The organism is Nautilia profundicola AmH (assembly GCF_000021725.1).
GTDB lineage: Bacteria > Campylobacterota > Campylobacteria > Campylobacterales > Nautiliaceae > Nautilia > Nautilia profundicola.
On the sequence record NC_012115.1, the window covers coordinates 409426 to 423134 of the forward strand.

The following is a 13709-nucleotide window of genomic DNA, read 5'->3' on the forward strand; positions in this document are numbered from 1 at the left end:
TATTTAAAATAGTGACAGACACTAAGATTGATTTATTGATTATTAAGTTTTTTAGATTGTTAAATGATATACCGATTTAAAAAACTATAATAACCTTAATAACTCGGCAACTTTAATATTATCATATTCCTAATAACCAATATACTAATTAACTAATAAACTACTTACTCAAGTTATATATTCTTTTAACTTTTCATAATCGGTAACTTTTATGGACTTTTCGCAGTAGCATATAATGCCTTCGTTTTTTAGTTTGGAAAGGATTCTACTGAGAGTTTCAGCACTCATACCGAGTTCTTTTGCGAGAAGGTATTTTTTCTTTCTTACAAATTTTTGAGGGAAATTGAGGAGTGTATATATTACTCTTTTGGTAGCGTCGAATTTTTGGAGTTTATTAAATTCAAGTTCCTGCATGATTTGATTACTGAGCATTTTAATGATTCTATCGCTAAAAGGCGGATTTGATATATGCTTTTGAAATTTGGAGTAGTCAATTTTAATTATTTGTGACTCACTTTCACTAATCGCGCTAAGGCAGTACGGTCTGTTTTGTATTTGGGAGATTAGTCCGAAAATATCACCGCATCCGAATTGGTTTTTAGGAATTACATTTCCTTTGAGATCTACATCATACATTAAAACCTGTCCGTATATTATTCCGTAGAAATATTTGTCTTTTTCACCTTCGTAAAAGATAATTTCTTGTTTATTATATGTTTTAATAGTTGTGTAGTTTGATATTTCTTTTAGCTGTTCGTCATCTATATTAAAAAAGAGGGAGATTTTTTTAAGTTTACTAATCACTATCCCTCAATCCTGATAAAATTAATTGGTTTTATAACAAAATCAAAGTTTTCGATTTCACTGATGGCTTTTTTTACGTCTTTTTCAAGAGATTTGTGAGTTGAAAAGAGAAGTTTTACATAGCCGTTTTTAGGTTTTTGAAGGAAACTTTCTATTGATATGTTGTTTTTTGCAAGTGTGTTGGCTATTTTTTCAAGAACACCAAGTTTATCATTAACGGCAATTCTCAGATAATATTTAGTTTCAATTTCATCACTTGTTTTAAGTCTTACTTTTTCACTTTCAAGCGGTTTTTTATATCCGAGCATCGGATTTACGTTTCCTCTTGCTATTTCGATAATATCGCTTATAACAGCACTTGCTGTAGCGTCTCCTCCGGCTCCCGGCCCGTAATACATTGTCTCACCCACAACATCACCTATAACGCTTACCGCATTCATAACTCCGTCGACTTTTGCAATCATTTGAGAGTTTTTAATTAGTGTAGGGTGGACTCTTAATTCTATTTCGTTTCCTATTTTTTTAGCAATTCCGAGAAGTTTTATTTCATAACCGAATTCTTTTGCAAATTCTATGTCTGTAAGATTGATGTTTTCAATACCTTCAATTAAAATATCTTCAGGTTTTGCGTCAATATTGTATGCAATGCTCGCAAGTATTAACAGCTTATGTGCTGCATCGAATCCGCCTACGTCAAAAGTAGGATCAGCTTCTGCGTATCCAAGTTCCTGAGCTTCTTTAAGCACTTCTGCGTAGTCTCTTCCTTTTTTCATTTCAGTTAGTATATAGTTACAAGTACCGTTAATAATACCTTTTATTTCCTGAATATGATTAGCGCTTAGCCCATCTCTTAACGCTTTAATTATAGGAATTCCACCTGCGACACTTGCTTCGTATTCAAAAGGCGTATTTGCGATAGACTGAAGTTCAAATCTATGATAAGCAAGAAGCGCTTTATTTGCCGTTACTACGGCTTTATTATGTTTAAGTGCATCTTTTACCACTTCATAAGCTTCATCTACTCCACCCATAAGCTCAACTACAATATCAATTTCAGGATCTCTTGTTATTTCTTTATAATCAGTCGTAAGATGGATATTTACGTCTCTTTTTTTATTTAAATTTCTAACCACACCGCTTTTTACGATAATCTCTTTCCCGGCTCTGGCTCTAATTAAATCTCTGTTTTTTTGAAGGTTTTTTACTACGCTTAATCCTACAGTTCCGACTCCAACTATTCCTATTTTAACCATTGCTTTCCTTTAATTCTTTTAAAAATCCCTTGATGTTTTTAGCCGCCTGACGAATTCTTTTTTCGTTTTCGATAAGTGCTATTCTTACGTATTCGTCGCCGTATGCTCCAAAACCGATTCCGGGGCTTACCGCAATATGTGCTTCTGTTAAAAGTCTTTTTGAAAATTCAAGGCTTCCGAGATGTCTTGCGCATTCAGGTATTCTTGCCCATACAAACATACTTGCGGTCGGTTTTTCAATCTCCCACCCAGCATTTGCAAAACTTTCAATTAATACGTCACGCCTTTGTCTGTAAGTTTCTACTATGTCTTTTACCAAATGCTGATAATCCCTTAGCGCAACGGTAGCCGCTACCTGAATAGGAGTAAACATTCCGTAATCGATCCATGATTTATATTTTTGAAGGGCACCTACAAGCACCGGATTTCCTACGATAAATCCGACTCTCCATCCCGCCATATTGTAGCTTTTTGAAAGTGTAAAGCTCTCAACCGCCACTTCTTTAGCGCCTTTTGCTTCAAAAATACTTGGAGTTTTATATCCGTCAAACGTAATATCAGCATATGCGATATCGCTGATTATGTATAGTCCTTCTTCTTTTGCGAAATCGACGGCACGCTGATAGAACTCTTTTGTAACTGTTACGGTTGTGGGATTGTGAGGGAAGTTTAATACCAAAAATTTAGGTTTTGGCACTGCTTCAATCATAGCAAGTTTAAGCTGCTCGAAAAATTCGTCTTCTTTAAGTTCGTACTTTTCGTTGTATTTAAGCTCCACTTTTCTTACACTTGCACCCGCAAGCATAAATGCATATGAATGGATTGGATATGTTGGATCCGGAACAATCGCTACATCACCAACGTTCGTAATTGCCTGTGTTAAATGAACGTATCCTTCTTTGCTTCCCATTGTTACTACGGCTTCAGTTTCCGGATTTAGAGAAACATTATATCGTCTTGCATACCAGTTGCAGATTGCCTCTCTTAATTTATATATCCCTTTGCTTACGGAGTATCGATGATTTTTCGGTTTTTGTGCCGCTTCTATCAATTTGTCTACGATAGGTTTAGGAGTAGGGCCGTCAGGATTACCCATTGAAAAGTCTATGATGTCTTCTCCTGCACGTCTTGCCTGTAATTTTAGCTCGTTAATTACAGCGAAAATATAATTAGGTAATCTTTCTATTCTTTCAAAATGGTTCATTTGATTCCTTTAATAAATATTCCTCTTTTAAAATTCTCTTTGGAAAACGTATCGGTTATTTTAATATATGCACATTCTGGCGGGATGTTTAAATATACGGTGTTTTGAGAATTTTCTTTTGAAATTATATTTAAAATATTTAGATTTTTGTCAAAAAACACAATATAAGGATACCAATTATCAAGTTTTGATGAATAAACTATTACTTTATTAAATCCGTTAGGATCCAGCCAGTAAATACCTTTGGCATTTAATAATTTTATTTTTTTGTTTACAATTTTTAAAGTGTCGATATGTTCATTTTCGCAATCAATTGTATAAATATAACTTCCGTTTTTATTGATAGATATTACATTGCACCCTTTTTGTTCGATTGATTTGCTGAAAAGCAGGGGGTCAATATAATGAGTGGATTTCATTTCGAGTGTAATCGTATAGTTGCCGTTTTTTGTGATTTTAGTAGGATAAAAATAATAATACCCTAATGATTTCAGAGTTGAATAAAGTGTTTTTGTATTAAAGATAGGATTGTTGTTTGTAAAAATAAATGTAGGATGAATCAATTTGGGTTTATCAAAGAATATATCGAGTAAACCATTGTTTTGTAAATATTCAAGTGTTTTTGTTAATGATTTTTCATTTAATATTGGTTTTAAAAGCTCATAATATGTATTAAATTTATCTTCTCCTATTAAATTTTTAATAGTTTGAGAATTGTTAGCAAAAAGAAAAATACAAGCAACAATTATAAAGATAACTTTTTTCATTTTTCATACCTGTTAGGTTTTTTTAAATATTCGACTTTTCCGTTTTTAAATAAAATTCTTGTAATTTTTTTAGTTTCAGGTGTTATAGTCTGGTTACCGTAATTGATGGTTATATTGCCATGACCGAATTTTACGTACCAGTTAGCTCCAATTAAAGTTTTCGGATTGCTTGTTAAATATTCCACTGTTTTATTGGTGTCAAGATTTATTGCTTTAAACCATACTCTTTCATTTGGGTAAATTTCAACTGTTTTAGGTGCTATAGTTTTAGTGTTTTGGCTATTTTTTGTGTTATTAATGACTGCTTTTTCTTGGGGAGTTGTTTTTTTACTTACTGTTTGGTGAGATGATTCGGGCATGGAAATATTCTGTTTATTGTTTTCAAGTTTTGTTTCGGGAGCAGTTTCTGTAATGTTTTCGTCAGTATTAGGAGGCATAAATGCGGTTTTGTTAATTTCGTTTAAATTCTCTTTTTCTACTGATCCGTATTTGTTATATAAAAGATAAGCACCCAAAGAAAAAAGTATGACCGCTAAGATAAAAAGTAATAATGTGTTGTGTTTTTTGGGTTCTTCAAGTTCTATTTCGCTATTTTGAGTATGAGTGTGGTTAGTTGCTTCGTTATATTCTTCAATTAATTCACTTAAATCAACGTTAAATTCTTTTTCTATAATTCTTATAAATCCTAAAAATTTAACTCTTTGTATTTTTTCAAACTCTTTATTTTTAATGTATCTGAGGGATATAGGTGAAATTCTTGTGCGTTTGTTTATTATTTCAATAGAGTATTGTTCAAAAAAATCATTTGCATTCATTTGTAATCCTATCAATTAGTATTCCTGCTGCAACTGATACATTTAGAGAATCAAAACCGTTTTTCATTTCGATACTTAAAATTTTATCAAGTTTTTCTTTTACTTTTTTCTTTAAACCTTCACCCTCATTCCCTAATATTAGTGCAAGTTTATCGGCTTCTATTTTGCATTCTCCTCCCATGTCGGCACCTGCTATTATATAACCTTTTGTTTTTAATATATTGATTAAATCTAAAATGTTATGATAAGTTAATATTTTCATATCAAGAGCGGCGCCCGCACTGGTTCTGATAACCTGAGGCCATTTTAATTCTTTGATTCCAGTGATAATTAGTAAATCAACGCCTAAAGCGTAAGCGGTTCTTGTAATGGCTCCGATATTTCCCATATCCGTAACACCGTCTAATATAACGATTTTATTACCTGTAATTTCCCATTCCCCCGGAGTGAAATCAATTTTTGCAAAATATCCCTGATGATTCCCGTTTCTGCTGATTTTTTGAGCTGTTTTGTTGTCTATGAAATTTATTTTGAATTGCTTCAGTTTATTTAATTCTTTTTTATCTAATTTTTTTGCTATAAGAAGTTCTTTAACAATATTCCCGTGTTTTTGAATTATATATTCTACTACTCTTTTTCCGTATACTATCATAGTGATATTTTACCATAATTAAGAAGTGAAAAGTGAATAATCAAAAGTTAAAAATGAAAGAAAGTTATTAAAGTTATTGAAGTTATTGAAGGTTAAAATACATAAACCTAAACAACATTAAAAACTTCAAAACTTAATAACTTTAAATTTCTATTTAAGTCCTAAAAAATCTTTGATTTCTTCCACTTTATTCAGTTTTTCCCAAGAAAATTCTTCTCTACCGAAATGTCCGTAAGCCGCTGTGTTTTTGTAAATCGGTTTTAAAAGATCAAGTGAATCGATAATACCTTTAGGTGTAAGGTTGAATATCTTTCTTACCGCATCTTCGATTTTTCTTTCATCTACTTTTGCAGTTCCGTGAGAATCCACATAAATACTTACAGGCTCAACAACACCGATTGCGTATGCGATTTGTACGGTGATTTTATCAGCCGCACCTGCAGCTACAAGGTTTTTAGCTACGTGTCTTGCCGCATAAGCGCCGCTTCTGTCGACTTTTGTAGGATCTTTTCCACTGAAAGCTCCTCCGCCGTGAGGTGCCGCTCCTCCGTATGTATCAACGATAATTTTTCTACCTGTAAGACCCGCATCTCCCTGAGGTCCGCCGATAACGAATTTTCCAGTAGGGTTGATAAAGTACTCAACGTTTTTACTTAGCATATTTGCCGGAATTACTTTTTTGATAACTTCTTCGATAACCGCTTCTTTGATTTCCGAATAGTTGATATCAGGTTCGTGCTGTGTTGAAACTACTACTTTTTCAACGCTTACAGGTTTACCGTCTACGTATTTTACGCTTACCTGTGCTTTACCGTCAGGTCTTAGCCAAGGGATAATTGCTTCTTTTCTTGCAACCGATAATCTTTTAGTCAGTTTATGAGCAAGCATAATTGGAAGCGGCATAAGTTCAGGTGTTTCCGTACATGCGTAACCGAACATCATTCCCTGGTCACCCGCACCGATTTCTTCTCCTCTTTCAACTCCCTGTCTGATATCCGGGCTCTGTTCTCCGATTCCGTTTAAAACTCCCGCAGTTCTGTAATCAAATCCGTATCTTGCGTCTGTATATCCGATTTCTCTTACAACTTCCCTTGCTATTTCCTGCATTGGAGCATAAGTTATAGTTTTTAGCTCTCCCGCTATTACACAAAACCCGTTGCTAAGAAGCGTCTCACATGCTACTTTTGCGTTTTTGTCTCTTTCTATAATATAATCGAGTATTGCATCGCTGATTTGGTCCGCCATTTTATCAGGGTGACCTTCTGTTACCGATTCACTTGAAAAAAGATATTCTCTCATAACAAAATCTCCTTGAGAATTTTTAATTAGAAGTATAGCATAAAATATTAAGTGTAAAGTTAAAAGTTAAAAGTGAAAAATTACTGTTTTATAAACCGTTTTACACTTTTCACTTTTCATTTTTCACTTGTTTCAGGCATTCTTTAGAGGCTTTTCTTATAAAGTTTAACACTTCCGGCGAGGCGGAATTGTAGCTGAAATAGTGATATGTGAATCTGTCTGTTATTTTATCGTAAACACATTCGCAGTAATCGTATTTGTGAGTTTGTAGATTTGAATTTTGCATACAATCATGAATAAATTTGAATTTGAAATCAAGTGGATAATAAAAAGAAAAAGCAAAAAGGGGTAAAAAAAGCAGGAGCTTTTTCATTATTTAAGTTTAGCTCTTACTTCTTTTGCAGCTTTTACCATGTTTTCAAGGCTTGGTTTAACTTCTTCCCATTTTCTTGTTTTAAGACCGCAGTCAGGGTTAACCCATACTTTCTCTGCAGGTAATACTTCAAGGATAGCTTCGATCTGTTCTACCATCTCTTCAGTGCTTGGGATTCTCGGGCTGTGGATATCGTAAACACCAGGTCCGATTTCACCTTTGTATCCTCTTTCTTTAAAGATTTTAAGTAGGCTGTTGTCGCTTCTTGCGTTTTCAATTGAGATAACGTCAGCGTCCATATCTTCAATAGCGTCCATAATGTCGCTGAATTCAGAATAACACATATGAGTGTGGATCTGAGTTTCAGGTTTTACGCTGCTTGTTGTAATTCTGAAGCTCGTAATAGCCCAGTCTTCATATTCAGCTCTTTTTTCGTTTCTAAGCGGATAACCTTCTCTAAGTGCCGCTTCGTCAACCTGGATAACTTTAATTCCTGCAGCTTCAAGAGCTTCAACTTCGTCTCTGATTGCGATAGCCATTTGATAAGCAGTTGTTCTTTTGCTTTGATCATCTCTAACAAATGACCAGTTAAGCATTGTAACAGGACCTGTTAGCATTCCTTTCATAGGTCTGTCTGTTAGGCTTTGAGCGTATACAGTCCATTCAACAGTCATATCTTTAGGTCTGCTTACGTCTCCGAAAATTAGAGGTGGTTTAACACATCTACTACCGTAACTTTGAACCCATCCGTTTTGTGAAAACGCAACACCTTTAAGCTGCTCACCGAAGTATTCAACCATGTCGTTTCTTTCGAACTCACCGTGTACAAGTACGTCGATGTCGATTGCTTCTTGATATTCAACAAGGTCTTTAATCATTGCTTTGATTTGAGTTTTATATTCTTCTTCACTAATTACACCGTTTTTATAGTCTCTTCTAAGTTTTCTTAGTTCAGGTGTCTGTGGGAACGAACCGATTGTTGTTGTAGGAAGGATAGGGTATTTTAGGTTTTCGTGCTGTAGTTTGATTCTCTCTTCAAACGGAACGCTTCTGTGTTTGTCTTTGTCAGTAAGGTTAGAAACTCTATCTTTAACTACAGGATCGTGGATTTTGTCGCTTGTTTTTCTTGTAGCGATTGCGATTTTATTACCTTCAAGAACTTCTTTTTCGTATTCGTTAAGTTCTTCACCTCTGAAAAGTTTTTCGATTACTCTGATTTCATCAAGTTTTTCAAGAGCGTATGAAATCCAAGATTTGATGTCCTCATCCATTTTTGTTTCGTATTTAAGAGTGTACGGTACGTGTAATAATGAACAGCTGCTTCCTACCATGATTTTGTCAGCGTCGTATGTTTCAGCGATACCTTTTAGGAATTCTACTGATTTTTCGATGTCGTTAACCCATACGTTTCTACCGTTAACGATACCGATACCTACGATTTTACCCGCATCCGCAAGAGCTTTAATACTGTTTTCGCTTCCCGCTACGAAATCTAAAAACATACCTTTAATAGGAGTAGTCGCAAGTACTTCGTTTGCTTCGTTTGAATGTTCAAAGTATGTAGCTACGAAAATATCTGCAAGTCCGCCGAGTTTATCGTAAACTTTTTTAAGTGTTTCAAGATCTTTTTTTGTAGGGTTAGTTACGAAATAAGGTTCGTCTAACTGAATAGTATTTACACCTAACGCTTTGATTTGAGCGATTAAATCTTCATATACAGGGATCAGTTTTTCGATAATTTCATCTTCGCTTCCGTTTACGATTTTTGAAAGTTTAACGAATGTAATAGGTCCTACGAAGTTAACTTTTGCATTGATTCCAAGTTCTTTCGCTTCAGCAAGTTCGATTTTGATTTTGTCAATACTTGCTTTGAAATCCATATTAACGTCAAGTTCAGGAACGATGTAGTGGTAGTTTGTGTTGAACCATTTTGTCATTTCCATCGCTTTGTGGTTTGCGTCACCTCTTGCGATTGCGAAATATCTGTCCATGCAGTTGTCGATATCTTTGTATCTCTCAGGAATAGCGTTAAGCATAGTCATGGCATCGATCATGTTGTCATAAAAACTGAAGTCGTTTACACTGATTAGATCAATTCCAGCGTTTTTCTGATAAGTCCAGTGTCTTTTTCTTAGTTCTGATGCGGTTTTTTGAAGTTCCTGCTGAGTAGATTTACCAGCCCAGTAGCTTTCAAGCGCTTTTTTAAGTTCTCTTTGTTCACCGATTCTTGGGAACCCGATAACGTAAGTAGCCATTAGTGTCCTTTTTTAAGCGGAATTATAGCATAAAAAAGTAGTTAAGTTGTGAAGTAGTTAAGTTGTGAAGTTATAATTATTTTCACAACTTAATTACTCAACCTGTTTAAAAGCTCCGTCAATAATTCTGTAAAGCTGGGTTTTGTAGTTTATTTGATTATTAAAAATATAAATATTAAAATCACTCATATAAAACTCGTCTTCTTCATTTTGCTTATTATATATTTTGTTTGCAAATATACATGATGCGTAATTAAGCCAATTGTATTTTATGTCTGAACTTAAAAGGTTTGCATATTCGTTTATAGTCATAGGAGGATTAATTATCGAATTTGCAATAAGAAGTTTTTCAATATCCGCAGGCTGCGTTAGAATTATCATTAAAGGATCATATCCTATTTGAGGAGTCAGGGTTAATTTCGTTGTTATTTCTTTTTGCGTAATAGTCGAAAGCACCTGAGCTGTTTTACCTGCACTTGTATTAAAAATAATAAAAGAATTATTTAAGTCTTGATAATTAATATTAGGAAATCTATATATATTATTTAAATATGTAAGATTTTTTTCATAATTTAAAAGTTTTTGCGAAAGCATTGTGTTATCAGTTATTACGTCAGTTTTGTCATCTATAAATGAAGTTAAGGCATCAAGCTGAGATTTAAAATCTATGGATCCGAAATATAAGTTTTCCGCTGTTATATTTGTTTCGTTTTTGTTGATAAGAGGAAAATAAAATGTTTTATTATAATCTTTAAATTCATTTAATTTACTTGTATCCGTAGTAAAATATATTATGTCTTTTGCCTTAATATCAGACAAATTTGTATCTATGTCATAAAGAGAAATATTATAATCTATTCCTTTTTGTGCAAGATATGCATTCAAAGAATTCATAAGTGACGGAATAAATTTAAAAAATCTGTTTTTATTGATTACTACCGCTAATTCCACGTGGGTGTTAAGTGAAATATATGAATCATTAAAATCTGTTTCACTTGTCACCGGTTTATAAGTATTGTTTTGTTCATTGTGATAAGCTGTATTATTTGAATCAAGTATTATTGTTTTGTTTTGAACGGAATTGTTTGATTCTTCAATAGGAATTTCAAAATTCAATGTTTCAGCATTTACGATTAATATCGTAAATATTAAAATTACAAGTTTCTTCATAGCATACTCTTTATTAATAGGAAATCTTTATAAGCTTCTTTTTTAGCCGAAGGATTTCTAAGTAAAAAACTCGGATGAAATGTAGGAATCACTTTTTTCTCCTTGAATTCAAATATTTGTCCTCTTACTTTACTAATCGGCATATCGGTATTCATTAAATACATAAAAGCCGTTTTACCAAGGCAAACAAGGATTTTCGGATTTATTATATCAATTTGTTTTAACAAATACGGTTTACAAGTTTCGGCTTCTTCAATTGTCGGTACTCTGTTGTTTGGCGGGCGGCATTTTACTATATTTGCTATATATACGTCTTCTCGTGTCAATTCCAATACGTTAAGTATTATTTTTGTTAAAAGTTTGCCGGCTCTACCTACAAACGGTCTTCCTGTTTTGTCTTCTTCCGCACCCGGTCCTTCGCCTATAAACATAAGATCCGCATTTGGATTTCCTTCACCAAAAACAACATGAGTACGTGTTTTACTCAAATCACACAGTGTACAATTAAGACATATTTTTTCAAGCTCGTCAAGTTCTTTTGGCATATTTATTTTACTTTCATCCGAATGAAAGCCTTCAAAATACTCTACACCCGCGGTTTTTAAATCATACAGGTATTTCAGTTTCATTAAGTTTTTCATTTTCCTCTTTCTTTACGATTGTATATGTCGGATACGCTATTTTGATATCTTCTTCGTTATTAAAAGCTTCGATAATTTCAGCTGAAATATTACTTCTTAAATTAAGCGGTGTATAGTTATTTAAATACCAACAACTGATTCTAATACCGTTTTCTTCAATAAACGTATAAATTCTCGGTTCGACATTGGCATTTCTTATATGATACGCCGATTTTAGTTTTTGAAGCCTTCTTTTAGTTATATCGGTGTAACCTTTAGAATATTTGCTTACAATTTCTTTAGCTAAATAAACGGCTTTTTTATAATTAGAGTCGAAAGTTATTGTTATATCAATTCCATCCCATACCGTTGACATTCCATGGTGGGTATAATTAAACACAGGGTTTGTAAAAATTACGTTGTTTGGGATAAATACGATTCTTCCGGCTCTTCTATTGTATAAGTATGTAGTAAGTGTAACGTCTTCATAAACAACGATTCTTGTCATAGTTATATCTATTACATCTCCTACAATTCTAACCTGGCCGTTTTGAAGATATATTTTTATTCTGTCTCCGACTTTGAAGTTACCGCTGGTCATTATTACAAACCATCCGAAAATATTCATAAACCAGTCTTTCATTGCAATTGCGATACCGGCGGACGCAAACCCAACGATTGTAATTAAATAAGTAGCATTATTAATATAAAAAAACGAAATAATTATAAGTATTACCGTTGCATTTATGAAGTTTAATATTTTATTTGTCAAATAAAACGATTCTTCTTTAACATATCGTCTTACGGCAAATTTTATAATCATAAAAATAAAAATACTAATAGCGATAGAAATGATTAGTGAAATAAGTTTGTTTATTTCTTTTTGAATTTCTTTTTTTACTTTTTGTTTATAAATTTTAGATTCGGCTTCGAGTGTTTTTAGTTTTGTTTTATAAATGTTATTAATCATTATGAAATCTTGGATTGCCTGTTTTAGCTCGGGGGATTCAATGTTTAATTTTTTGTTTATTTCTTGAAGTTCTTGTAATAATTTTAATGTGTTTTTAAAATATTCGTAGGTTTTTATGTTTTCGTTTACAACATTGTCCACTTCTTTTTCATAGTTTAACGCACTGAAAATTTGAAAAGGGTTATTGACTTCGGGCGGTTTTGGAAGTTCTTTTATTTTTATAAGGGTTGTGAAAATGTTTCTGTTTTTACTTAACAGTTCAAGTTCTGTTTTAAGTCTTTCAAGTTTATCTTTGTATCTTCTTGGATTTCTTTGTGCGAGTTTTTCAAGGGAGTAAATTTTGTTTTGTAGCTTTTTGTAATTAAGATAAGACTGATAGTTTATAAAAAACTCGTCTTTTTTTAAAAAATCCGATATTTCATTAAATCTTTGTTTTAGAATAGTCGTATTTGTTTCATTGGCGAATAATGATAAGAAAAACAGTAAAACAACTATTATTCTCATTTAGCAAACTTTTTCAAAACTTTAATAATAGTAGGTTTGTCTATGTTTTCAACGATTTTATATTTTCCGATGCTTTCTGGGATAATGAATTTTATTTTATTATCAAGTGTTTTTTTGTCCGCAAAGAAATGTTCGTAAAATTCTTCCACGTCTTTGATTTTATATGATGTCGGCAAACCTTCTTTTTCAAGCAGTTTTTTAATTCTTTCGGCTTCTTCTTCGCTTAAATAACCTAATTCTTTCGATAGTTCGTTTGCCATAACCATACCTATTGCGACAGCTTCACCGTGTAGGTATGTTTTGTAGTTTGTAAGATTTTCTATTACGTGTCCGAATGTGTGTCCGTAGTTCAATACGCTTCTGATTCCTTTTTCTTTTTCGTCTTGGTTTACAACCCATGCTTTAAGCTCAACAGATCTTTTTATAATCTCTTCGATTGAAAGGGCTTCTTTTTCAAGATTTTCGAAATACTCCTCATCAAACATTACCGCCATTTTAATAACTTCCGCCATTCCCGCGGCAAATTCCCTTTTTGGCAGGGTGGATAAAAAGTGTGTGTCGATATATACTGCTTCAGGCTGGTAAAATGCACCGATTAAATTTTTACCGTATTTGTTGTTGATTCCGGTTTTCCCGCCTACAGAACTGTCAACCATCGAAAGCAGGGTGGTAGGTATCTGTATGAAATCTATACCTCTTAAAAATATAGATGCCGCAAATCCGCTCATATCTCCTATAACACCGCCTCCGAATGCAATTACGAGGCTGTTTCTGTCGTATTTTGCGTCAAACATTCTATCGAGTGCGTATGTTATGTATTCCATGGTTTTATATTCTTCTCCATCCGGAAGGGTTATGATTTTGAGCTCTTTTGCTTTTAACTTGTTGAGTAAATAGTTTAGATGATATCCCGCAACCGTAGGATTTGTAATTATTGCCACTTTTTTATTTATTGTTATTTCAGGGAGTTTGTCTATTAATATATCATATGATTTGGTCGGTGTTGTTATGTTTACTTTCATT

The 13709-nt window shown here is 33.2% G+C and carries 12 protein-coding genes; all 12 read right to left on the minus strand.

Annotated elements, in window-relative coordinates:
* Positions 1-168: 168 nt before the first annotated feature.
* The 12 genes from NAMH_RS02320 to aroB all read right to left on the minus strand — a co-directional run bounded on the left by NAMH_RS02320 (position 169) and on the right by aroB (position 13708).
* Complete coding sequence (locus tag NAMH_RS02320; protein WP_015902337.1) at positions 169-804, minus strand: Crp/Fnr family transcriptional regulator; 636 nt, start codon at positions 802-804, stop codon at positions 169-171.
* The gene (locus tag NAMH_RS02325; RefSeq protein ID WP_012663675.1) at positions 804-2057 is read right to left on the minus strand and encodes a homoserine dehydrogenase; all 1254 of its coding nucleotides are present in this window, start codon (positions 2055-2057) and stop codon (positions 804-806) included. The genes NAMH_RS02320 and NAMH_RS02325 overlap by 1 nt, the downstream gene beginning before the upstream one ends.
* Positions 2050-3261: an LL-diaminopimelate aminotransferase gene (locus tag NAMH_RS02330; RefSeq protein ID WP_012663692.1), complete on the minus strand. Its 1212-nt coding sequence runs from the start codon at positions 3259-3261 to the stop codon at positions 2050-2052. The genes NAMH_RS02325 and NAMH_RS02330 overlap by 8 nt, the downstream gene beginning before the upstream one ends.
* Positions 3258-4028 (minus strand): hypothetical protein, encoded by a 771-nt coding sequence (locus NAMH_RS02335; RefSeq protein WP_015902575.1) that lies wholly within the window; start codon positions 4026-4028, stop codon positions 3258-3260. Before NAMH_RS02335 ends, NAMH_RS02330 begins: the two co-directional genes overlap by 4 nt.
* The gene (locus NAMH_RS02340; RefSeq protein ID WP_015902271.1) at positions 4025-4843 is read right to left on the minus strand and encodes a hypothetical protein; all 819 of its coding nucleotides are present in this window, start codon (positions 4841-4843) and stop codon (positions 4025-4027) included. Before NAMH_RS02340 ends, NAMH_RS02335 begins: the two co-directional genes overlap by 4 nt.
* On the minus strand, positions 4830-5495 hold the full coding sequence (gene rlmB / locus NAMH_RS02345) for a 23S rRNA (guanosine(2251)-2'-O)-methyltransferase RlmB (RefSeq protein ID WP_012663594.1): 666 nt from the start codon (positions 5493-5495) through the stop codon (positions 4830-4832). The genes NAMH_RS02340 and rlmB overlap by 14 nt, the downstream gene beginning before the upstream one ends.
* A 150-nt stretch (positions 5496-5645) precedes the next feature.
* On the minus strand, positions 5646-6794 hold the full coding sequence (metK, locus tag NAMH_RS02350) for a methionine adenosyltransferase (RefSeq protein ID WP_015902784.1): 1149 nt from the start codon (positions 6792-6794) through the stop codon (positions 5646-5648).
* A gap of 372 nt (positions 6795-7166) precedes the next feature.
* Positions 7167-9422 (minus strand): 5-methyltetrahydropteroyltriglutamate--homocysteine S-methyltransferase, encoded by a 2256-nt coding sequence (metE, locus tag NAMH_RS02360; RefSeq protein ID WP_015901851.1) that lies wholly within the window; start codon positions 9420-9422, stop codon positions 7167-7169.
* A gap of 93 nt (positions 9423-9515) precedes the next feature.
* A complete protein-coding gene (locus NAMH_RS02365; RefSeq protein ID WP_015902603.1) occupies positions 9516-10592 on the minus strand; it encodes a hypothetical protein in 1077 nt (358 codons plus the stop codon).
* Positions 10589-11233, minus strand: coding sequence for a uracil-DNA glycosylase (locus NAMH_RS02370; RefSeq protein ID WP_041361506.1), 645 nt, complete (start codon positions 11231-11233; stop codon positions 10589-10591). The genes NAMH_RS02365 and NAMH_RS02370 overlap by 4 nt, the downstream gene beginning before the upstream one ends.
* The gene (locus tag NAMH_RS02375) at positions 11199-12686 is read right to left on the minus strand and encodes a mechanosensitive ion channel family protein (RefSeq protein WP_012663841.1); all 1488 of its coding nucleotides are present in this window, start codon (positions 12684-12686) and stop codon (positions 11199-11201) included. The genes NAMH_RS02370 and NAMH_RS02375 overlap by 35 nt, the downstream gene beginning before the upstream one ends.
* Positions 12683-13708, minus strand: a complete 1026-nt coding sequence (gene aroB / locus NAMH_RS02380; RefSeq protein ID WP_012663623.1) for a 3-dehydroquinate synthase — start codon at positions 13706-13708, stop codon at positions 12683-12685. Before aroB ends, NAMH_RS02375 begins: the two co-directional genes overlap by 4 nt.
* Between the last annotated feature and the right edge of the window lies 1 nt (position 13709).